17 protein-coding genes and 1 pseudogene are annotated in these 22155 nt (G+C 72.3%); 13 read left to right on the forward strand and 5 right to left on the reverse strand.

The genetic code is table 11. The annotated features are described in order from the left end of the window. Positions 1-77: 77 nt before the first annotated feature. On the forward strand, positions 78-1427 hold the full coding sequence (locus ACZ52R_RS34180; RefSeq protein WP_465754760.1) for a sensor histidine kinase: 1350 nt from the start codon (positions 78-80) through the stop codon (positions 1425-1427). After that, positions 1424-2086: a response regulator gene (locus ACZ52R_RS34185; protein WP_465623932.1), complete on the forward strand. Its 663-nt coding sequence runs from the start codon at positions 1424-1426 to the stop codon at positions 2084-2086. Before ACZ52R_RS34180 ends, ACZ52R_RS34185 begins: the two co-directional genes overlap by 4 nt. Before the next feature lie 224 nt (positions 2087-2310). On the opposite strand, the gene ACZ52R_RS34190 is transcribed toward ACZ52R_RS34185, so the two are convergent. Then, positions 2311-2664: a VOC family protein gene (locus ACZ52R_RS34190; RefSeq protein ID WP_465623934.1), complete on the reverse strand. Its 354-nt coding sequence runs from the start codon at positions 2662-2664 to the stop codon at positions 2311-2313. Between the two features lie 189 nt (positions 2665-2853). Between ACZ52R_RS34190 and ACZ52R_RS34195 the strand changes: the two genes are divergently transcribed. Continuing rightward, positions 2854-4131 (forward strand): aspartate aminotransferase family protein, encoded by a 1278-nt coding sequence (locus ACZ52R_RS34195; protein ID WP_465623935.1) that lies wholly within the window; start codon positions 2854-2856, stop codon positions 4129-4131. A gap of 128 nt (positions 4132-4259) precedes the next feature. Beyond that, positions 4260-5006: pseudogene (locus tag ACZ52R_RS34200) on the forward strand (IS5 family transposase); the annotation flags it as partial. A gap of 37 nt (positions 5007-5043) precedes the next feature. On the opposite strand, the gene ACZ52R_RS34205 reads toward ACZ52R_RS34200, so the two are convergent. After that, entirely contained in the window at positions 5044-5697 is a 654-nt protein-coding gene (locus ACZ52R_RS34205; RefSeq protein WP_465623938.1) for a hypothetical protein, read from the reverse strand. 442 nt (positions 5698-6139) lie between these two features. Here ACZ52R_RS34205 and ACZ52R_RS34210 point away from each other — a divergent pair, with 442 nt between their 5' ends. The 5 genes from ACZ52R_RS34210 to ACZ52R_RS34230 are packed head-to-tail and all read left to right on the forward strand — an operon-like array spanning position 6140 to position 13667. Next, on the forward strand, positions 6140-7402 hold the full coding sequence (locus ACZ52R_RS34210) for a phenylacetate--CoA ligase family protein (RefSeq protein WP_465664601.1): 1263 nt from the start codon (positions 6140-6142) through the stop codon (positions 7400-7402). Continuing rightward, the gene (locus tag ACZ52R_RS34215) at positions 7399-8796 is read left to right on the forward strand and encodes an MFS transporter (protein ID WP_465664602.1); all 1398 of its coding nucleotides are present in this window, start codon (positions 7399-7401) and stop codon (positions 8794-8796) included. Before ACZ52R_RS34210 ends, ACZ52R_RS34215 begins: the two co-directional genes overlap by 4 nt. After that, on the forward strand, positions 8793-9944 hold the full coding sequence (locus ACZ52R_RS34220; protein ID WP_465664603.1) for a GNAT family N-acetyltransferase: 1152 nt from the start codon (positions 8793-8795) through the stop codon (positions 9942-9944). Before ACZ52R_RS34215 ends, ACZ52R_RS34220 begins: the two co-directional genes overlap by 4 nt. Positions 9945-9963: 19 nt before the next feature. Then, positions 9964-11130, forward strand: a complete 1167-nt coding sequence (locus ACZ52R_RS34225) for a LuxE/PaaK family acyltransferase (protein WP_465623943.1) — start codon at positions 9964-9966, stop codon at positions 11128-11130. Further along, a complete protein-coding gene (locus tag ACZ52R_RS34230; RefSeq protein WP_465754761.1) occupies positions 11127-13667 on the forward strand; it encodes an acyl-CoA reductase in 2541 nt (846 codons plus the stop codon). The genes ACZ52R_RS34225 and ACZ52R_RS34230 overlap by 4 nt, the downstream gene beginning before the upstream one ends. 139 nt (positions 13668-13806) lie before the next feature. On the opposite strand, the gene ACZ52R_RS34235 is transcribed toward ACZ52R_RS34230, so the two are convergent. The 3 genes from ACZ52R_RS34235 to ACZ52R_RS34245 form a co-directional block, all read right to left on the reverse strand. Further along, a complete protein-coding gene (locus ACZ52R_RS34235) occupies positions 13807-14562 on the reverse strand; it encodes a ribonuclease BN (protein WP_465623946.1) in 756 nt (251 codons plus the stop codon). 302 nt (positions 14563-14864) lie between these two features. After that, positions 14865-15140, reverse strand: a complete 276-nt coding sequence (locus ACZ52R_RS34240) for a hemerythrin HHE cation-binding protein (RefSeq protein ID WP_465754762.1) — start codon at positions 15138-15140, stop codon at positions 14865-14867. A 290-nt stretch (positions 15141-15430) separates the two neighbouring features. Next, entirely contained in the window at positions 15431-16063 is a 633-nt protein-coding gene (locus ACZ52R_RS34245) for a DUF6296 family protein (RefSeq protein ID WP_465754763.1), read from the reverse strand. Positions 16064-16346: 283 nt separating this feature from the next. Here ACZ52R_RS34245 and ACZ52R_RS34250 point away from each other — a divergent pair, with 283 nt between their 5' ends. The 4 genes from ACZ52R_RS34250 to ACZ52R_RS34265 all read left to right on the forward strand — a co-directional run bounded on the left by ACZ52R_RS34250 (position 16347) and on the right by ACZ52R_RS34265 (position 21880). Continuing rightward, a complete protein-coding gene (locus ACZ52R_RS34250; RefSeq protein WP_465623952.1) occupies positions 16347-16901 on the forward strand; it encodes a hypothetical protein in 555 nt (184 codons plus the stop codon). An 807-nt stretch (positions 16902-17708) separates the two neighbouring features. Beyond that, the gene (locus ACZ52R_RS34255; RefSeq protein ID WP_465623953.1) at positions 17709-18854 is read left to right on the forward strand and encodes a lactonase family protein; all 1146 of its coding nucleotides are present in this window, start codon (positions 17709-17711) and stop codon (positions 18852-18854) included. 541 nt (positions 18855-19395) lie between these two features. Then, positions 19396-20193, forward strand: coding sequence for a DUF8175 domain-containg protein (locus ACZ52R_RS34260; protein ID WP_465623954.1), 798 nt, complete (start codon positions 19396-19398; stop codon positions 20191-20193). A gap of 298 nt (positions 20194-20491) precedes the next feature. Continuing rightward, positions 20492-21880: an alpha/beta hydrolase family protein gene (locus ACZ52R_RS34265; protein ID WP_465754764.1), complete on the forward strand. Its 1389-nt coding sequence runs from the start codon at positions 20492-20494 to the stop codon at positions 21878-21880. Positions 21881-22155: the final 275 nt, after the last annotated feature.

The raw sequence follows: 22155 nt of genomic DNA on the forward strand, positions 1-22155 counted from the left end.
ACCCGGCCCGGGTCCGGCCGTACACGGTGGCGGCCCCGGCCGGGGCCACCATGACGCTGAATCGAGAGGAACGTGTGATGACCGAGACGGCCGAGGAACCCGGCAATGCCCACCGGGCACGCCACCGGAACCGGGTGCCGGACCGGGTGCCGGACCGGGTGCCGAACCGGGTGCGGGAGCCGAACCGGGTGCGGGAGCAGTGGGCGAGGACAGCCCTACGGCTGACGAGGTACGCCGACCCGGCCGCCGCACGAGCGGCGCGAGTGGTGGCAACCAGCGGGCGCTGGGCCTCCCGGCTGCCGCCCATGGCGTGGGACTCGCTGCTGCCGACGCTTCTCCTCCTCAACGTCGTGACCACACAGCCGCCGCAGAAGCTGCCGGTGGCCGTGGCCCTCACCGCCGCCCTCGCGCTGCCCCTGGTGTGGCGGCGCCGGGCCCCGCTCACGGTGTTCGGCGCCGTGGCGGCCGCGGCCTTCGTCCAGTGGCTGACGGACGTCCAACTGCCGGCGGACATCGCCCTGTTGGTGGCCCTCTACACGGCGGCCGCGCACTCGGGCCGACGCGGCACGCTCGTCGCCGGTGCCGTCGTGGAGGCGGGGGTCCTGCTGGCCTGCCTGCGCTGGGCGACGGAAGGTGCGTTCCTGACCCCCTTCGTCGCGGTCACCGCGATGGCCGTCGCCGCCGCCGTCCTCGGTGTGAACGTGCGGACCACACGCGCCTACCTCGCGGCCCTTGAGGAACGGGCGGCACACCTGGAGCAGCAGCAGGACCAGCAGGCACGACTGGCCGTCGCCGAGGAAAGGACACGTATCACCCGGGAGATGCACGACATCGTCACCCACAACCTGTCCGTCATGGTCGCGCTCACCGACGCAGCCGTCTACGCGCAGCACCGCTCGCCCGACAAGGCCACCACCGCGATGCTCCAGATCTCCGAGACAGGCCGACAGGCCCTGACCGACATGCGGCGCTCGCTGGGCATCCTGCGGACCGACGAACCGGACGCGGAGCGCCACCCGTTGCCCGGCATCGCACAGCTGGCGGCCCTCGCCGACCAGATGTGCGCCGCCGGGCTGCCGACCCGCCTCGAGGTCCGGGGCGGCCACACCCACATACCCGCCACCGCACAACTCACCGTCTACCGCCTGGTACAGGAAGCCTTGACCAACACCCTCAAGCACACGCCCGCCGGCACCCACGCGAAGGTCCGGATACGGTGCTCGGCCGAGACCGTCACCGTCGACATCACCGACAGCGGTCGCCGCCCGCCACGTCCCGGCGCCACACCATCCGGCCACGGCATCCCCGGCATGCGCGAGCGCTCGGCCGCCTACGGGGGCACGTTGCGGGCCGGACCGCTTCCGGGCGGCGGCTGGGGAGTCCATACCCGCCTCTTCCTCGGCAGCGACGGAGCGGCGTCCACATGACGATCCGCATCCTGATCGCCGACGACGAAGCGCTGCTCCGGATGGCCTTCAGCACCGTCCTGGAGGCGCAGCCCGACATGGCGCCGGTCGGCGAAGCCGCGGACGGCACCGAGGCCGTACGCCTCGCCCGGGAGCTGAGCCCCGACGTCGTCCTCATGGACGTCCGGATGCCCGGGACCGACGGGATCGAGGCGACCCGGCAGGTCATCCGGGTCTCGCCGCACAGCCGGGTGCTGATCCTCACCACCTTCGACCTCGACGACTACGCCTTCTCCGGACTCAACGCCGGAGCCTCGGGCTTCCTGCTGAAGAACACCAGGCCCGAGGAGCTTCTCAACGCGATACGCAGCGTCGCCGCGGGCGACGCGGTGATCTCCCCGCGGATCACCCGACGCCTGCTGGAGAACCTCCGCCCACACATCCCCGACGGCCGCAGCGCCGACCACGACGAGCGGCTGGGCCGGCTCAGCGCCCGTGAACGCGAGGTGCTCGTCCAGGTGGGCCGCGGTCTGTCCAACACCGAGATCGCGGCCACCCTGTACCTCGCGGAGGCGACCGTGAAGTCCCATCTGGGGCGTATCCTGCACAAGCTCGAACTCCGCGACCGGATCCAGGCCGTGATCTTCGCCTACGAGAACCGCCTCATCCACCCGGCGTGACATCGCCGCCGGAAGCGGCGCACCGGGGCGCGGGGCGCGAGGCGATCGAGCGGATGTTCCGCGACACGGTGACCGTCCATGCCGACGGCGCTTCACCGAGCGAGGCGTCCGGATCACCCTCGTCGTCGACGTCGGCCACCACCTGCGCGCCCCGGGCACGCACCCCTCATGAGCGGCGCTCATGGCGCCCGGCGCGGCATGAGCAGCGTGCCGCCCGGGTGCGGTCAGACGGGCTGCCAGAGCTCGATCCGGTTGCCCTCCGGGTCGGTGACCCAGCCGAACCGGCCGACGGCCGCCATCTCCTGCGTCTCCTCCGCCACCTGCGCCCCGGCGGCCCGCAGCTGCGCGAGCATCGCGTCCAGGTCGCGGACCCGGAAGTTCAGCATGGTCTGCTGGGTGCGGGAGCCGAAGTAGTCCGTCCCGGACTCGAAGGCCGCGAACACCGTCGGCCCGGCCTCCTGGCCCCACAGGCCGTGCTCGTCGGCGTCCAGCCCCAGGCAGTCGCGGTACCACGCACTCAGCGCGTCCGGGTCGGCGGCCCGAAGGAAGTACCCGCCGATTCCAAGCACTCGTTCCATGCCGCCATCCTGCCAGCCCGGCGCTGCCGGCTGCGGGTCTCGGCTGTGGAGTCGCGGCCCCGTGTCGTGCCCGATTGACCGGGTTGCGGAGCAGGCGTCGGGTAGCTTGCTTGCCTGAGAGCCGTCCACGCGCCCCGGCTGTCCGATCGAGCGCCAAGTCGATGCTGTCGCAGGGAGAGTGAGCCTCGCATGCCGGAGCTGCTCGGCCGCCATCGCGCGGTCATGCCGAGGTGGATGTCGCTCTACTACGAGGAGCCGATCGAGATCGTGAGCGGCAAGGGGCGCCGCGTCACCGACTCCGACGGGCGCAGCTATCTCGACTTCTTCGGCGGCATCCTCACCAACATGCTCGGGTACGACGTGCCCGAGGTCCGGGAGGCCGTCGAGCGGCAGTTGCGCACCGGGGTCGCGCACACGTCGACCCTGTATCTCCTCCGCACCCAGGTGGAGTTGGCCGAGCGGATCGCGGAGCTTTCGGGCATCGCGAACGCCAAGGTCTTCTTCACCAACTCCGGCACCGAGGCCAACGAGACGGCGCTGCTGCTCGCCACCAACGCTCGCCGGTCCGACCAGGTGCTCGCCCTGCGCAACAGCTACCACGGGCGCTCGTACGCGGCCACTGCCGTCACGGGCAACCGGAGCTGGAAGAACTCCTCGCTCTCGCCCGTCCACGTGCACTACCTGCACGGCGCCGACCGCGCACGCTTCCCGCAGCTGTCGGACGAGGAGTTCCTGGCCTTCTGCGCGGACGATCTGCAGCACGTCGTCGACACGGCCACCGCCACGGACGTCGCCTGCCTGATCGTGGAGCCCGTCCAGGGCGTCGGGGGTTTCACCGCCGCACCGGACGGGCTCTTCGCGAGATACCGGGAGGTCCTGGACCGGTACGGGATCCTGCTCGTCTCGGACGAGGTGCAGACGGGCTGGGGCCGTACCGGAGAGCACTTCTGGGGTATCCAGGCCCATGGCGTGACACCCCAGGTCATGACCTTCGCGAAGGGCCTGGGGAACGGCTTCGCGATCGGCGGTGTCGTCGCGGACGGCACGTTGATGGACGCGCTTCCGGCGAACGGCATCTCCACGTTCGGTGGCAACCCGATCGCGACGGCGGCTGCCAAGGCCACACTCGACTACCTGCTCGCCCACGACCTCCAGGCCAACGCGCACCGGCTCGGCAGCCTGCTGATCGACGGCCTGCGGACGGCGGCGGAACGGCTTCCGGTCGTGCGGGACGTCCGGGGCAAGGGCCTGATGTTCGCCGTCGACCTGGTCGACCCCGAGACGGGAGCGCCGAGCCCGGCGCTGGCCGCCGCCGTGCTGGAGCACGCGAAGGAGCGGGGCCTGCTCGTCGGCAAGGGCGGCCTCTACGGCCACGCCCTGCGGATGGCTCCCCCGCTCACCCTGACCGAGGACGAGGCCGGGGAAGGGCTCGGCATCCTCGTCGACTCGCTTGCCGCCGTCTGCTGACACCGCCCCGGGCGACGGCGAGGGCGACGACGACGGCCACGGCCACGACGATGGCGATGGCGATGGCGGAATCCTCCGCGATTGCCTTTAGAGGCCGCACAGATAGGCGGCTGATGGGACCAGTCGGCGGACGAGACAGGCACAGGATCAGCGACCGGATCGTCTTCGACAAGCTGCTGCAAGTCCTGCGGTTCGGCTGCTCCTACGAGGCGATAGCGGACTCCACCTGCTCGGCCGCCACGATTCGAGGCCGCCGCGACGAGTGGATCGGCCTGGGCCTGTTCGCGCGGTTGAAGCAGATCGCCCTCCAGGCCTATGACCGCGTCGTCGGCCTCGTCCTCGACCAGATCGCCGTGGACGGTGCCATCACCAAGGCCCCCGGCGGCGGCGAAGCGGCCGGACGCTCACCCGTCGACCGGGGCGAACAGGACATGAAACGGTCCGCAATGACCGATGGGTACGGCATCCCGCTGGGCCGCATCCTGGCCGGCGCCAACCGCCACGACTCGCCGCTTCTGGCCCCAACTCTGGACCTCCTGGACGGACTTGGGCCGCTGCCCGGTGAGATCACCGTCCACTTCGACGCCGGCTACGACTCGGACAAGTCCCGTGCCGTGCTCGACGAGCGGAGGCTGCGCGGTCAGATCGCACGCAAGGGGACCAAGGCACCGGTCCAGGCCACCCGGCGATGGCATGTCGAGCGCACCCACGCCTGGCAGAACGCCTTCCACCGACTCGCCTGCTGCTACGAGCGCCGCTCCAGCGCCATCGACGCCTTCTTCGACCTCGCCGACACGATCATCACCGTCCGCAGTCCGATCCGCCGAGCCTGGACCACCCATCGCTGGGATACCCACCCCCAACGCCGACCATGACCGGCCGCCATCTACACGATCTTTAAAGCCACATGAGTCAGCCGTGGCCGAGCGGCGCGCCGTGCCAGCGCCAGTTCGTCCGGCGGGGGCGATCAGGCGTCTCGATGCGTCCGGTGGCCCACAGAAGAGTCGACCACGGCGTGTCGATGACGAGGACGTCGGGGAACAGCCGCGCCAGGACTCGCTCACTCAGGTCCTGCGGGGCTTCCCAGACGCGATTCAGCCCCTGGGTGATGTCGTGGGTGTGGACCAGGGTCTCGACGACGCCCATCGCCGCAAAGCCCTCCGGGTCGGACGCGCCGAAGACGTGCGGGGCCAAGGTGGTTGCGTCGGTGGTGTCGACGACCGTCGCGAGCAGTCCGCCGCAGGCCTCCACGACGGTCAGGAGTCCCTCGGGCCCTGCCTCGTGATCCCCGAAGATGACATTGGCCGGGCCATCCGGTCGATCACTGGAAATGCGCAGTGGGACGCGCGGTACGGCGATGGGCTGCGCGAGCCCGAACCGTAGCGCGTAGGTGAGCAGGTCGTCCGCGAGGTGTTCGAGAGTCTCCCAGCACGTCCACTCCAAACCGCCAGCCGGGGCGTGCCATCGGGCAGCCGGGACATCTTCCAGGGCGTCGACGCAGTGGGCGACGGCCTGGCGCACGTGCTCCCCGCGCACCGGCATGTGAGGTTCTCCGGGCTGTGGCATGCGGGGAGCCTACAAGGCCGAAGCGATGTGATCGGCCAGCAGCCCTGGCCGCCTTGGCCACCGCAGCCGGGTCCGTGTCGGTCTTCGACGCGACGAGTCGCACGAGGTGCCCTCACCAATCGCCTATCCGCGCGTCCTCTTAGTTGAATTCGAGACATTTCATGTGCGGCCGCCGAATTCCCGACTGAGACGCATGTCACCCTTCCATTCCGGTACACCGGAAAAGGCCGCTGATGGGGCCTCAGTTCGCCATGGAATCAGCCCAACGGCAGGCTCGCGGCTGCGATCCGAAGGTCCATCAAGGTGCTAGCCTCTCTTCTTGCGAGTGGGAGGCCAGTTCCTCCTGACTTCGCCTCAGTATCGACCGAATGATCTGTGCGCATCCGGCTTCCCGGTGCCGCCCGCTCGGTCCGTTCTCCTCACAGCCTCAGAGCAGGAATTGATGCCGGTTCAACCAATAGCGGAACTCATACGGTTCGCGCGCCGCAATTCGCCCTTCTACGCCGAGCTGTACGCCGGCCTGCCGGACCGGGCCGTGCGACTGACCGATCTCCCGGTCGTCCCGCAGGCCGAGTTCTGGCAGGCGAACACACCTCGCGGCAACCGGCTGCTGACCGGGCCGCTGGAGGAGGCGGTGGTCTTCAAGAGCGGTGGCACCACCGGCTCGCCGAAGTTCTCGTTCTACAGCCGGGAGGAGTGGCGGGAGTTCACCACCTCCTTCGGCGCCGGGCTGGTCGATGCCGGACTGCGCCCGGGGCACCGGGTCGCCGACCTCTTCTACGCGGGCGACCTGTACGCCAGTCACACCTTCATCCTCGACGCACTGCACCGCTCGCCCGTCGCCAACGTCCGGCTGCCGATCGGCGGGGCCGCGCCGCTGGAGTCGACCGCGCAGACCCTGGAGCAGTTCGAGGCCGAGGTGGTGGCCGGCACTCCGACGACGCTGTGCGCGCTGGCCGACCACCTGCTGGCCTGCGGTCGCGAACTCCCCTCCGTGGAGCTGCTGTTGTTCGGCGGCGAGGGCCTCTACCAGGACCAGCAGCCGCTGCTCGGCAAGGTGTTCCCCAACGCCCGGGTCTCCTCGATCGGCTATGCCGCCGTCGACGCCGGGCTGCTCGGCCGACCGGTGCCCGGAGCGGACACCCGGGTGCACCGGGTGTTCACTCCGGAGACGGTGGTGGAGATCCTCGACGAGCACACCGGCGAGCCGATCACCCGTGCGGGCGTGCCGGGGCGGGTCGTGGTGACCGACCTGCGACGACGGCTGATGCCCGTGCTGCGCTACCCCGTCGGGGACCGCGCGGAGTGGACCGACCCCGCCGCCGGGCAGTTCCGCATCCTCGGTCGGGCCCAGGAGGGCGTCCGGGTGGGACCGGTGTCGCTGTACACCCAGGACGTGCTCGACCTCGTCCGGGCCGCCGACCCGGACGGCCGGGTGACCGGTGCGCAGCTGGTCGTGCGCCGCTGGGACGGCCGGGACGGCCTGGTGCTGCGCCTTGCCTGCGACGGGAATCCCAGCGGGCTCCCCGAGCTGGCCGCCGGTGTCGAGGCCGGGATCCACGCGGCGCGGCCGCTGTACCCGGAGGCGGTCGCCGCCGGATACGTCCATCCGCTGTCCGTCACGTGGGTGCGCCACCAGGAGCTCATCGTCAACGCGCGGACCGGCAAGCTGATCCGTGTCCTCGATGAACGGCCGCACTCGTGACGGGCCCCGCAACGGCCTCCGGAACAGCCCCCGCGACGGCCTCCGGAACGGCCCCCGCAACGGCCCCCGCAACGGCCGGCCGCCGCCTGCCGCTCGTCCTGCGCAACCGGTTGTTCGGCGCCGTGTGGGCCGCCCAGGTCCTCACCCAGGCCGCCGGACGGATGTTCCAGGTCGGCGCGGTGTGGTGGCTGGTGGGATACGCCGCCGGCGCGGACCGCGGTCTGGCCGCCGGCGTCTTCCTCGCCGTCAGCACCCTGCCCGCGGTCGCGCTGGCACCGCTGGTGGCCAGGGTCATCGCCCGCTGCCCGCACCGTACCGTGCTGGGTGGCTCGGCCGCCGTCGCCGGTCTGGTCGCCCTCGGCACGGCCGTCTGGACGTACACCACGGCACTGCCGATGGCCGTCGCGTACGGCTCGACGCTGCTGCTGGCAGGCTGCCAGGCGGTCTTCGACCCCTGTCTGACCACCTCCGTGCCCGAGCTGGTCGAGGATGCCGACATCGAGGCCGCGACGGGTTTCGAGCTCAGCACCCAGTCGCTGGCCGGCGTGGCCGGCGGGCTGCTGGGCCCGCTGGTGGTCGACGCCGCCGGTCTGGCGGGGATCATCACCGGGTGCGCCGGCGCCTACCTGCTGGCGGCCGCCCTGATCGGCGCGACCCGCTTCCCCACCCGCCCGGACGCCCCGGCCCCGGACGGCCCGGCCCCGGACGGCGGCGGGCCCGCCGCGGCACGGCCGCTTCGCCGGATCCTGGCCGAACTGCCTTTCGTCCGACGGGTGTTGCTCTGCTTCGCCGCGGCCAACCTGTTCACCACGGCGGTGTTCGTGGTGATGCCCCTGTTCACCCGGACGGTACTGCACGCCGACGGCTCGACCGTCGCCGCGCTGGAGGCGGCGCTCGGCGCCGGCACGCTGGTGGGCTCGTTCACCGGCGGTCGTCTCCCGGGGGCCCCCACCGTGGTCGGCGCCGGATGTCTCGGCCTGCTGGCCGTCGCGCTCGGCCTGCCCGGCCTGGTCGGTGGCCAGGCCGCGGCAGTGGGGTCGATGGCGGTCGCGGGCTGGTGCGTGGGCGTGATCGGTGTCCGGTTCGTCGCCCTCTTCCAACGGCTGGTACCGGCCGGGGACCGGGCCGGCTTCTTCGCCATGATGCAGGCGCTGCTGGGTGCCACCTTCCCGGTGTCCTCGCTGGTGTTCGGCCTGCTCGGCGACCACCTCTCGCCGCGCACACTCTGCCTCGTCCAGGCCCTCGGCGTCCTCCCGGTCGCCGCCGCCCTGTGGTGGACCGGCCGGCGCGAACCGGCCGCCCCCGGCCCCGTGGCGGCCCCGCCGGAGGAGCTGCCCCCGGCCCCGCAGGAGGAGCCGTCCCCCGCCCCGCAGCCGATCGGAGACGCGCGATGACCGTGACGATCGCCCCCGCCGCCCCGCAGGACGTCGCCCAGCTGCGTCAGCTCTACTTCGACGTCTACGGCCACGGCTACCCGGTCGCGCTCGGCAGCGACCCCGCGGAGATGCGTCGCCTGATCGCCGACCCGCACACCCACTGGCTGACCGCACGACGCGAGGACACCGGACACCTGGCCGGGTCGGTGGCCGTGCAGACCGACCCCGGCAGCCGCATCGGCAAGCTGGTGGGCCTGGCGGTCCACCCCGAGCAGCGCGGCGGCGGCCTGGCCGGCCGGCTGACCGCCGCGGTCTGCGCGGACGCCTTCGCGACCGGCGCTCCGGACTCGATCTACGCGACCGTGCGGGTGGTCACCCCGGGCCCGCAACAGGTCTTCGCCCGCAACGGCTTCCGCGCACTCGGCCTGCTGCCGAACGCCGTCGAGGTGGCCGGCTGCGAGAGCCTGGCGCTGTTCGCCCGGCACGCCGACGGTGTCCTGGCCCGACGCGAGAGCGTCGACCAGGTGCCCGGAGCCCTGCTCCCGCTGCTGGAGGCCGCGCGGCAGAGCACCGGCCTCGGCTACGGCGACCCGCAGCCTTTGGACGCCCCCCTCGCCCCCACCGGGCGCAGCGCTCCGGTGACCGCGCCGATGGAGCTGATCACGGCGCCCGGGTTCGTCCGCCGCCGGTTCCTGGAGCTCTTCCCCGATCCGGCGCAGCGGTTCTTCCCGCTGCACGTGCCGAACGCCGTCCTCACCCCGCCGGACGGCGCGTTCGAGGCGTACGCCGACCTGGACCCGGTCGCGGCGAGCTGCTCACTGGTCGCCGTGCACCCGTCCCCGGCAGCCGTCAGCGGCGCGCTGGAGCCGCTGATGGCGGCGGTCACCCGCGCGGGCGCCGACTACGTCGAGACGCTGCTGCCGCTGGCCGACACCGCCGGGCTGCACGCCTTCCTGGCGGCCGGGTTCATCCCGAGCGCCGTCTACCCGGCGATGCGCCGGATCGGCGAACGGTTCCACGACTACGTCGTGCTGTCCCGCACCAGCCGTCAGATCGACTTCAGGACCACCGCCGTCGGCAGCCCGCTCCAGCCGTACCTGCCGGCCTACCTGACCGCCTGGACCTCGACCTACCTGCCCCTTCCCCTTGCCGAGGTCGCCCCATGACCAATCCCGAGGTTGCCCCGTGAACATCCATCTCGCGCCGGTCGAGGTCCCCGACCCCGCCGCGCTCCCGCACGTCCAGCAGCTGTGCGACCTGGCCTCCCCGTACGCGGCCGGGCCGGAGACCGACCGGCTGTTCGCCGCCGCGATGGCGGAGAGCCACACCTGGCACGCGCAGCGCTCGCCGTTCTACCGCTCCCTGTTGGACGGCCCGGCGGAGGTCGCCGCACCGACCGTCGGCGCGGACGTCCGCACTCCCCTGGTACACGCCAACTTCTTCAAGCGGCACGAGGTGCTCTCCATCCCGCGGGACGAGGTCTTCCTCCACCTCACGTCCTCCGGCACCACCGGCCAGAAGTCGCAGATGTTCTTCGACGGCTGGACGATCCGGTCGGCGCAGCGCATGGTCGCGCGGATCTTCGACCACTACGGCTGGATCACCCCCGACCAGCCGGTCAACTACCTGCTCTACAGCTACGAGCCCGCTCCGCAGCTCAAGCTCGGCACCTCGTTCACCGACAACTACCTCTGCGACTTCGCCCCGGCCAACCACACCACGCACGCACTGCGGCACACCGGCGGCGGCCACGAGTTCGACGTCCACGGCTGCATCGCGGCGCTGCAGCGCTACGCCGAGGACGGCCTGCCGGTACGGATCCTCGGCTTCCCCGCGTTCCTGCACTTCACCCTGGAGCGGATGCGGTCCCTCGGCCTGCCGCCGCTGCGGCTGCCGGCCGGCTCGCTGGTCCTGCTCGGCGGCGGCTGGAAGGGGCACACCGACCGGCAGATCGGCAAGGACGAGTTCTACGCCGCGGTCACCGAGCAGCTGGGCATCCTCCCGGAGCGGATCCGGGACACCTTCGGCTCGGTCGAGCACTGCGTGCCGTACATCGAGTGCGAGCACCACCGCCTGCACGTCCCGGTCTGGTCGCGGGCCGCGGTGCGCGACACCCGCACCCTGCAGCCGCTGCCGTTCGGCGAACGCGGCTTCCTCCACCTGGTCTCGCCGTACATCACCTCGGTGCCGGCGCAGAGCGTCGTCATGGGCGACCTCGCCTCGCTGCACCCGGCGCAGGAGTGCCCCTGCCCGCTTCCCACGCCGTGGTTCACCATCCACGGGCGTGCCGGGGTCAGCCGCAACCGCAACTGCGCGGCGGCCGCCGCCGAACTCCTGAAGGGACTGTCGTGAACCCCGAACTCGTAACGGCCGGAGCGCACTTCTGGCAGGGATCGTTCGTCGACGACGAGGAGGCCGGCCGCCGGCTCGCCGAACTGCCCGAGCTCGCCGCCCAAACCCTCGCCGAACCCCTGCCCACCGAGCTGGTGCTGAGCGCCTGCCAGCGCCTCGCCGCCGCCCTCGCCACGCCGGACGGCCCCGTCCGCACCCGCCTGCTCGGCGTGCTGACCGACGGCGGCACCGACCCGGAGGAGGCGTCGGCGACCCTCTCCGAGATCGCCGTCGCGATCACCCGCCCGGCCCTGGAGCGCAAGCTCCGGCGCGAACTCGGCGGGCTGCACCCCGAGCGCCTCACCCGACCCGACGCCCGGGAGACCACCTTCGAGGCCTGGGCACCGGTCGGGCTGCTGGTCCACATAGCCCCGGGCAACGCCGCCGCCGTCGCACCGCTGACCGTCATCGAGGGCCTGCTCACCGGGAACCTCAACGTGCTGAAGACCAGCAGCGGCGACACCCCGCTCGCCCAGCACCTGCTCGCCGAGCTGGCCGCCGCCGACCCGACCGGCGCCCTGGCCCGCCGCATCGTGGTGCTGCGCTTCTCCTCCGCCCGCACCGAGTGGCTGCGCCTGCTGTGCGCGCCCGCCGACGCGGTGGCGGTCTGGGGCGGCGAGGACGCCGTCCGCTCGGTCGCCGAGCTGGCTCCGGCCGGCTGCCGGCTGATCGAGTGGGGCCACCGGATCTCCTTCGCCTACCTGACCCGTGACGCCTGGTCGGACGGGGTGACGCTGGACGCGCTCGCCGCCGACGTCTGCCGCTTCGAGCAGCAGGCCTGCTCCAGCCCCCAGGTGATCTACCTCGACACCGAGGACGACGGTGAGGTCTTCGCCTTCGCCGAGCGCTTCGCGGCCCACCTCGCCGACGCCTCCGCCGAGTTGCCCCGGCCCGACCTCGATCCGGCGGAGCACGCCGAGATCACCACCACCGAACTCATCGCCCGGTTGGAGGAGCACCTCGGCCTCACCCGGGTCGTCGCCGCCGAGGACGGGTCCTGGCGCGTCCTCGCCGACACCCGCCGCGCCCTGGCGGCCTCGCCGCTCAACCGCAGTGTCTGGGTCAAGCCGCTGCCCCGGACCTCCGTGATGACCGTGCTGCGCCCGATGCGCCGCTACCTGCAGACCGCCGCGATCGGCGGCAGCCGCGCCGACGTCGCCCGGCTGTCGCAGGCCGTACTCGCCGCGGGCGTGTTGCGGGTCACCCCGGTCGGCGGGATGCTCGACGGCTACCACGGCGAGCCCCACGACGGCGTCTACGCGCTCCAGCGCTACAGCCGGCGCGTCAGCGTCCGGGCGGACGAGGCCTTCGCCACCACCGCGTGCCTGGACGACCTGGCGGCCCCCGCCGTCCTCCCGGCCGCTCCGAACGGCCCGCTGCTGGACAAGGCCGGCGTGCAGGAGCAGTTGCGCACCCTCGCGCCCGTCCACGCCCACCTGTACTTCCGCAGCGGCGGCAGCACCGGTGCCCCGGCCCTGTCGGTGTTCACCAACGCCGACTACGACACCCAGATGCGGGCCGCCGCCGACGGCCTGCTCGCCGCCGGGTTCGACCCGGCCCGGGACCGCGCGGCCAACCTCTTCTACTGCGGCGGCATGTACGGGAGCTTCATCAGCTTCTTCTCGATCCTGGAGCGCCTCAACGCCACCCAACTGCCCATCGCCGCCGGCTCCGACCACGCCGCCACCGCCCAGGCGCTGGTGACGTACGGCGCGAACGCGGTGTTCGGCATGCCGTCCTACCTCTGGCAGCTGTTCCACTCCGAGGGCGCGGCACTGCGCGCGTACGGCGGGATCCGCAAGGTGTTCTACGGCGGCGAGCACTTCACGACGGAACAACGCCGGGTGCTCACCGAGGAGTTCGGCGTCGAAGTGATCCGCTCGGCGGCGTACGGCAGCACCGACCTGGGGCCGCTCGGCTACCAGTGCACCCACGCCGAGGGCTCGGTCCACCACGTCCTGACCGACCTGCACACCCTGGAGGTCCTGGATCCGCAGGCCGACCGCCCGGCCCCCGCCGGGCAACCGGGCCGCCTGGTCTTCACCAGCCGCACCCGCGCCGGACAGCGCCTGGAGCGCTACCAGATCGGTGACCTCGGCCGCTCGGTCGAGGGCGTCTGCCCGTGCGGCAGCCACACCCCGCGGATCGAGCTCCTCGGCCGGTACGGGGACGTCGTCCGGGTCGGCACGTACTTCTTCAACGTCCGGCGCTTCATCGCGGTGGCTGAGGAGAGCCTCGGCTACCGCGGCGAGCTGCAGCTGGTCCTGGACGCCGGCGCCGGCCGGGAGCGGGTCACCGTCCGCCTCGACCGGAGGTACGCCCCCGACGCCGCGGCCGCAACGGCTGCCTTCCCCGCCGCCATCCCCGAACTCGCCTCCGCCGTGACCGAGGACCTGCTCGACTTCACGGTCGAGACGGCCGACAGCGGGGCCTTCGAGCGGACTGCCACCAGCGGCAAGCTCCGCACGGTGATCGACCGGCGGCAGCCCACGGCGTGACCCCGTCGGTGCCGGTGCAGGGCCCGGTGCAGGGCCCGGCACCGGCACCGGCACGGAGACCGGCACGGGCACGGGCTCGGCGCGTTCGACGCCGGAGCCGGCGCTCGGATCGGGATACGGGGGAACCGGACCTCCCTCGTCAGTCGGGCTCCCGGTAGGCCCGCACCAGCGCACGCCCGGCGAGTGCGCCGCCGTAGACGGTGTAGCCCACGCCGATCAGCCAGGACTGGACGACCAGCACCGTGCCGACCGTCCCGTAGGAAGTCGCGTTGGACACCAGCAGCGGTGCGAAGACCAGCCGGGAGAACAGCCTCAGGCCGGCCAGCGCCACGATGGCTGCGACCGCCCCCGGCAGCAGGTCCCGGTACGGGACGCGACCGGCGAGCAGCAGGTGCTGGAGCCACCAGAACAACAGGACGCCGCCGAGGGTCGTGACAGCGATGCGGAAGGCGGGTTGGACGCTCGCGTGCCGCCAGGGCGAACCGCTGGAGGCGGCCAGCAGGATGTATCCGATCAGTCCGGCCAGGCCGAGCGTCTGGCGCCAGACCGAGTGCCAGGGACCGCGGTCCAGCCCCCAGGTGCGCTCGTAGACGCCCTGCACGGCGGCCATCAGGGAGATCCCGAAGACCGCGAGCGCGGCCAGGCCGAAGCCCGTGGTGGTGCTGAGCACCTGTCCCCGGGAGGCGAAGAGGCCGTGCACGGCGACGGCGCCCCGGCCGGTCAGACCCAGGCCGTCGGTGATCCACTCGGTGATGCCACTGCCCCGCGACGGGAAGGCGGCGGCGATGACGATCAACAGCGGCACGAGGGTCACGAAGAACAGCGCCGCGAAGGCCATCGACCGCTGCAGCAGTTCGATGGTGCGGCCCCGCTCCCACACGTCTGCCGCCGTCACCCGGAGGACCTGCCACCAGCTGCGGTGGGCCGACGTGAACGAACCCCTGCGGCGCATGTCACGGTACCCGGGGGCCGTTGTCGAACACCCCGAGCCCGGTCCTGGACCCGCCCGTCATATCGCCGTCCCGGGGCCTTGTCGGTTGACAACAGTCGGGCATACCGGTTCCTTGCATCTCTGGTGCGGTCGCACGCTCCTTTCCGACGTGTGGCCGGAAGCACCGGCCGTCAAACCGGCTCTCGGGCACGAGGCCCGCGTCGGCGCGGTTCGTGCCCGGCGGCGGCGTCGGTGGCCCGGGCCGTTCACTCGGTGGCGCTGGGCACCTTCAGGGGGTCGCGGGTGGCGGTCCTCTTCGCCTCTTCGAGCCGGTCGCCCAGCTCCTGGAGGCGGTTGCGGCCCATGGCCTTGCGGACGTCGGGGAACCAGTCCTGTTCGTCCTCCTCGATGACGGCGTGAACCGTCAGTTCCTCGATCACCTGGTCGGCGATCCGGCGCTTCTCCGCGAACGCCTCATCGCCGGCCTTCTCGAAGGCCTTGAACAACTTCTCCACGCTCTTGTGGTCTTCCCTCAACAGCACGATCGCGTCCTTGCAGGGTCCTCCCGGTGTCGCTGGGACTGAAGGTCGGTCGCACAGGTACCCGCCGAGCGAGCCCCCAGACAGGCACCCGGAGTGGACCACTCGCATGCCGCAGGACCCGAGCGGCCTCGGCGACAAGCCCGCCGCCCCCGCGCTACGAGAGGGGTGTCTCCCCGTCCGAGGGGCAGCCGGTTCGCCGACGCGGACGGCACGGGAGGACCGGGGGGTTCGTTCTGTTCGCCGACGGGTGCCCCCGGAGCCGACCGGCCCGGCGGCACGAAGCCGTACCGTCATGGCAGGGGTGCGGTTTCCACCACCTGGATCCGGGCGGGGCGAGTCAGCACTCGGTGGCGCCCCTCTGCGGTGATCTCGACCTGCAGACGACCGTCACAGTCGGTGTAGACGAGATGCCCGGCAGGGCCCAGTCGGCTCGTGGCCGCGACCAGCGAGGACCTGAGGACGCCGGTGGAATCGCGTAGCCACAGGAGATAGCCGGTCGCATACGGGCGGGGCGGCCCGGCGGTGGTGACCGGCTTCACGGGCTCAGCCCCGAAGACCGCACGGACAGGGCTGCCACTCATGGCGCCAGGCTGTCGGCGGCCGGCGGCTCCGGGCCCTCGTCTTCCTCCGCATCGCCCTCGGCCTTTGCCCGTACGTCCCGCGGGGTGGGAGCCACGATGCTCCGTTCCTCCGCGGACCGTTCCCGCGTCTCCTCGTCGGGCCGAGTGTCGTCGTTCTTTCCGCTGCGGGAGGTGCCCATTGCGTCGTCCTTTCGTCAGTTTCAGGGTCGAGGTCCTCGGACCGGGCCGCAACGCGAGCCCGTCCGCAGGCGTCACCCCGGGAGGTGACGCCCTCGGTCCGCAGGGCGGGAAAGAGGTCCTGCGGCCCAGATGGGCGCCCCCTCGCTCGACCACAGGTTGCATCGGTAACCTCCGTTGCGCCGCCGTCGGAATCCCGCGTGTACCCGGGGCGGCCGGGCTCCACGCGGCCGTTTCCGACCGTCACTGACCCGGGCGACTGTGCCGCGTCGTTTCCGTCCCGTCCCGTTGGGCAGTCGCGAGAACCGGGAGCCGACAACAATCGCGAGCCGACCACAGCGGAAAGGGTGTTCACCAAGGGCCGGCGGACGGGCACCGGGGACGAAGGTCCTGCCACGACCGACCACCCCGGCCGCCGGAGCGGCGCACACTTCGAAGGAGTGACGACATGACGGACCCGGACGGCGAGCGCCTCCTCGCGCTCTACCTCAACGACCACCTGGCCGGCTCCTACGCCGGTGCGGCACTCGCGCACCGGATCGCCCGCGAGCACCAGGCAGAGCCCGCCGCACCCGAACTCCGCGCCCTCGCCCAGGAGATCACCGAGGACCGCGACGAGCTCGTCCACCTGATGCGGGCCCTCGGCGCACGACCCCGGTGGCGCCGGATGCTGATGGGCGCCGCCGCCGAAAAGGCCGGCCGGCTGAAGCTCAACGGGCGCCTGGTCCACCGATCCCCGCTCAGTGACCTCCTGGAACTGGAGGCCATGCGCTCGGGGGTCCAGGGCAAGCTCGCACTCTGGCGGGCGCTGCGGGCGGCGACCACCGACGACCTGCTCGACGCCCGCCTGCGACGGCTGGAGACCCGGGCCCAGCACCAGGCGGACATCCTCGACACCCGGCAGACCGAAGCCGCCCAGGTGCTGCCGCCGGTGCGCGCCCGAAAACGGCCCATGCCGGAACGCCCGCAACCCGTCCGGCCCGCAGGACCGCAAGTCCTGTGACCGACCTGCCGGGATTCGGAAGGAGCGAAGGAATCCCCGGCTCTCGACCGCAGGCCCCCACCGGGAGAACGAGCGCGGCGACAGCACCGGAACCCGCAACGTCCGACCGACCGCGATCCGGTCCCTGTTCTCCTACGCAGCTCTCCAGCACCCCGAACACGCCCTGCTCGTCCAGCGCGTCCTGAAATGAACGCGCCACCGGCAGCATCGGTCGGCGCCCGCATCACCTCACTCGCCTCCTCGCCGCGACCGTGCCGAGTCGGCAGCTCGGAAATGTGCACCGCCACGTCGCCGGGCACGATCGACGCCTCAACGGCCTGGCGGTACGCGACGATCGCAAGAGAACCGCTCCCGTCGTGATCACTGTGGCCGCAGCTCGTACAGTCCGGTCCGCGCGGTGGGGTGTCTCTCAGCGGTGGGAAGGGTGAGCCGGTCCGCCAGACGGCGACGACGGCCACGACCACGCCCGCCAGCGTGACGATTCCCACCAGACCGATGATGGTCTGCGCAGCCATGAGCGCCCCCGTGTGCGACCGGTTCCCCAGGCACCATCAGAGCAGCCGTCGGCCGTTCGCGTCGACGTCGCCGGCCAGCAGACCGTCCGGCTCACCGAGTGACCCGGGCCGCCGAGCCCTCCCATATCCCGCATCTCCGATCAAACGTCACATACCTTGCCAGCGAGCAGAAGCGAGGACGCGTCCTGCGTCCGTCGCCCCGTCACTGCGCGCCCGGCCGCGGCAGCCGAATCCGGCCCGACCCAGGGCCCGGGCTTCGGCGAAGCCCCGGCCCTCAAGGAGGCAGCACACCGTGCAGAAGATCACTCGACTCGCCGTCGCCGTCGCAACCGCCCTCGCGACCGCGGCCGTTGGTGCCCCGGCCGCGTCCGCCGCGTACGGCGGCGAGGGCCATCCCCACGGCGGGGACCACGCCGTCTTCGTCCAGAACGACAACCCTGCGGGCAACCAGGTCATCGCCTACCGGCGAGCGGACGACGGCCACCTCACCCCTGCCGGCACCTACGACACCCACGGCCTCGGCGGCGTGCTGGCCGGATCCGTCGCCGACCACCTGGCCTCCCAGGGTTCCCTCACCTACGACCCGCGCCACGCCCTGCTGTACGCCGTGAACGCCGGCAGCGATACCGTCTCCGTCTTCTCGGTGGACGGCGACCGGCTCGCGCTGCGGCAGGTGGTGGGCTCCGGCGGCCGCTTCCCGGTGAGCGTCGCCGTGCACAACAACGTCGTCTACGTGCTCAATGCCCTGGACGGCGGCTCGATCCAGGGCTACACCGTCCGCGATGGACGCCTCCACAAGGAGGCGGGACGCAACCGCTGCCTCGGCCTCGACCCGAACGCCACGCCCCAGTTCACCACCACCCCGGGTCAGGTCGGCTTCACCGGCGAAGGCTCCCAGCTCGTCGTCACCACCAAGGCGAACAGCAACAGCCTCCTGGTGTTCAACCTCGACCGCTCCGGCGCCCCCGCCGACACGCCTGTCACCACCCTGCTGCCCGGCGCCGTCCCCTTCGCGTTCGTCCCCAACGGCCGCCACGGCCTGTTCCTCACCGAGGCCGGCACGAACGCCGTGGCGACCTTCACGATCCACCCCGACGGCACCGCCACGCAGGAGGCGTTCGCGGCCACGAACCAGGCGGCCACCTGCTGGATCGTCGCCGTCCACGACCTGCTCTACACCTCCAACGCGGGCAGCTCGACCCTCACCGGCTTCCGCACCGCCGACCGAGGCCGCCGGCTGACCGCCCTGGGCAACACGCCCACCGACCCCGGCACCGTCGACGCCGCGGTCTCCTCCGACGGGCACTACCTCTACGCCCAGACCGGCGTCAACGGCATCCTCGACGAGTTCGCGGTCAACGACGACGGCTCCCTCACCCCGCTCGGCTCCCAGACCGTCCCCGACGGCGCCGGCGGCGAAGGCATCGTCGCCTTCTGACGGGGAGGACGTTCATGAGCGTCTCCCGGCGGGGCCAGACCCACCCTCTGACCGACCTGGGGTCCTCAACGGGATTCGTCAGCCCCGTCCGGGAGCCGCTCGGGTACATCCACCGCCCCGCCCGATCAGGCCCGTTCCGCCGCTCCGCCGCCCTCGATCTCTCTCCGGCCTCCGCCGCCGCGCTGTGCGAGGCTTCCGTCCCAGGGCAGGCGAACGGAGTATGCCCTTCCCGTGTTCTCTCGTCCCGGCGGCGCGTGCCGTGCCGTGCGACTGCCGGCGGTGCCGTCTCCCTGACGAAAAACCGAGCGAGGGGAAAGCGAGGAGCACGGCCGACGCGGGACCGGCTACTGCGGGGGCCAGGACGCCGGCGGGGCCGGGCGATGTGGGCGGACCTGACCTACTGCGCTCAGGGCGCCGGCGAAGGTCCCGTGACCGACTGCAACAGAGCCGCCCGCTTGGACATCGATGGCGGTACCGAGCCGCCGGGGCTGGCATGATCCATGTCGCCAGAATCGACATCACCGGGGGATTCGCCACCATCATGTCCATCAGATCTCGGGGGGCCGCCCTGGCGGCCGTCGCCGCGCTCGGCCTGAGCGCCGCCTGCACGCCCACGTCCACGCCCACGTCGACGTCCGCATCCACGTCCGCATCGACCGGCCCCACCGTCACCGCCACCGCGCCCACGAGTGCGGCCACGAGTGCTGCGAGCACTCCGGGTTCGACCGCGGCGACCAGTGCACCCGCCCCGGCCACCACCACGCCACCGGCACCGGAGCCGGCACCGGTCGGCGATCGGGGCCCGGGCTGCCGGACCGACGACCACGACCAGAGCAAGCCGACCGCCACCCCGCCGGGGACGGAGTTCAAGCCGCTGGGCTCGCTGCTGGTCCCCACCTCCCGCACCACGGGCCCGCTCCTCTACGATGGCGGCTTCTGGCATTGCTTCGCGCACACCCCCGAAGGGGCCTCCAGGGCCGCCGCGGTGCTCGCGGCGATCGACACCGGCCACGACGACTGGGAGCAGGCCGCCCGGGCCCAGATCTACCCGCCGAGCGCCGCCAAGGAATACGCCGACCACCGGCTCCAGGACCCGCTCCACGCCGAGGGCATCGGCTCGGTGAAGGTGGTCGCCTTCTCCGTCATGACCTACACGCCGGAGCGGGCCATGGTCATGCTGATCGTCGACCTTCCGGGTGCCCGGCCCGGAAGCCACAACTCGACGACCGCCAACCTCCGCTGGGCGGACGGCGACTGGCGGCTGGACATGTCGGCCGAAGGCCACCTGCCCAAACTCGGCCCGGGCCTCAGCGGCACCAACGGGTTCGTCACCTGGTAGCGGCTCAGAGCCGGTAGCGGCAGGGCCCGCGTTGTCCGCGGCAGAACCGAGCCGCGGCGACCGGGCACGGCTCGGGCAGGCCGTACGCGTCGGTGGGGACGGGACTCGGGGGACGCCGCGGTTCGGGTGCCTCGGGTGTGTGTGGGGGGCCGGCTGGGGCTTCGCGCACGGAGGAGGTGGGGCTTTCCCCACCTCGAGGTGGGGAGTTCGCCGGATCTGCGGCGACTCCCCTGGCTGGCACGATCTCTATCAGCAGCCAGCCGACCGGTCGGGTGCGCAGATCGCGGGGGGAATGGCAATGCGGGTTCGATCGATGGTGCCGCTGGTGGCCGCGGCGGTGGCACTGGTCGCGGGAGCGTCGACGGCGACGGCGACGGCGGCCCCGGCCGCACAGCAGGCCGCACAGCAGGCCGTGCAGGATGTGGACTTCCGCAGCGGGGACGTCACGTTGCACGGCACGATCACCGAGGCCGCCGGTGCGCCGGGCCCCAGGCCGGGCATCGTCCTGGTGCACGGCGCGGGACCGGAGAAGCGGGCGGGGTACCGGGCCGAGGCCGAGGCGATGGCGCGGGCCGGGTTCGTGGTGCTCAGCTACGACAAGCGGACCACCGGCTACTCGATGACCCAGCGGTCGTACTCCCAACTGGCCGATGACGCCCTCGCCGGGGTCCGCACCCTGGCGGAGCGGACGGACGTGGACCCGCACCGGATCGGGCTGTGGGGGTTCAGCGAGGGCGGCTGGGTGGCCCCGCTGGCCGCCAGCCGCTCCGAGCAGGTCTCGTACGTGGTCGTGGTCGGCGCGTCCGGGCTGGCCCCGGCCCGGCAGCAGGCGTGGCACCTCGACAACAAGCTGCGGCATGAGGGCGCTTCGGGCTCGCTGCTGGAGACCGTGTCGGTGACGGGCACCCGGTTGCTGAGCGACGCCGGGCTGTTCCCCGAGGCGGACTACGACCCGGTACCGGTGCTGGAGCACCTGCACCAGCCGGTGCTCGCCCTGTGGGGCAACGACAAGCAGGTTCCGCCGGCCGAGAGCGCCGCCGTCCTCACCGACGCACTGCACCGGGGCGGCAACGACGATCTGACGCTGCGCTTCTTCCCGCAGGCGGACCACAAACTGCACGTCTCCGCGGACGGGTTCGCACGGGGCGAGCAGCTGACGCCGGGCTACGTCGACACCGTGGCCGACTGGGTGGCCGGCCAGGGCCACCGGGTGAACGACCCGCTGCCCCGGCAGGACCGCCAGAGCCAGGCCCTGGCCGCGGTCCCGGCCTATCAGGGCTCGGTGGCGCAGGCCGCCGCCTTCCTGCTGATGGCCCTCGCCTCCGCCGGCTACCTGCTGTCGGGCCTGGTACGGCGGCTGCGCCGGCGTCCCGTGGCACCGGGCGGCAGGGCCGCGCGATGGCTGGCCGGTACCGGCCTGGCGGCCACGCTCGGATTCCTCGGCTACTTCCTCTTCGTGACGACGACGCTCGCCACCGGGCCGCAGCTCGGCGGGCGCCCGGTGGTCTGGTCCGTCCTGCAACTGCTGGCCGTCGGCACGGTGGTGGCCACCGGCGTGACGGCGGTGCAGGCGTGGCGCGGCCGGCGTTCGGCATCGGCCGGCGCGCGGGTCCGGCTCGGCGGGCTGCTGGTGGCAGGCGTGGTGTTCGTACCGTGGGCGCTCTTCTGGGGCCTGCTGCTGCCGTGACCGCACGCGCCGCGAGAGAGCGCCTCGCAGAGGAGCCGACGAGCGGATGAACAGAGGGCACCGGGAGAACCCGGTGCCCCCACTTCGTTCACTCCAAGGAGAGCGGGACGGACTCAGTTGATCGGACCGCAGTCGTGGGTCTGGCGGGTGCCGTTGTACCAGCGTTCGACGCACGCCTGCATGTGATGCCCGGGTCCGTCGGCCCACCAGTGCCCCGTGCAGCCGCAGGCCCGGGAGTTGAGCGCGCGGCTTCGGGAGACCCTGCAGGAGCGGCG

The sequence above is a fragment of the Kitasatospora sp. NPDC034023 genome, from assembly GCF_055575795.1.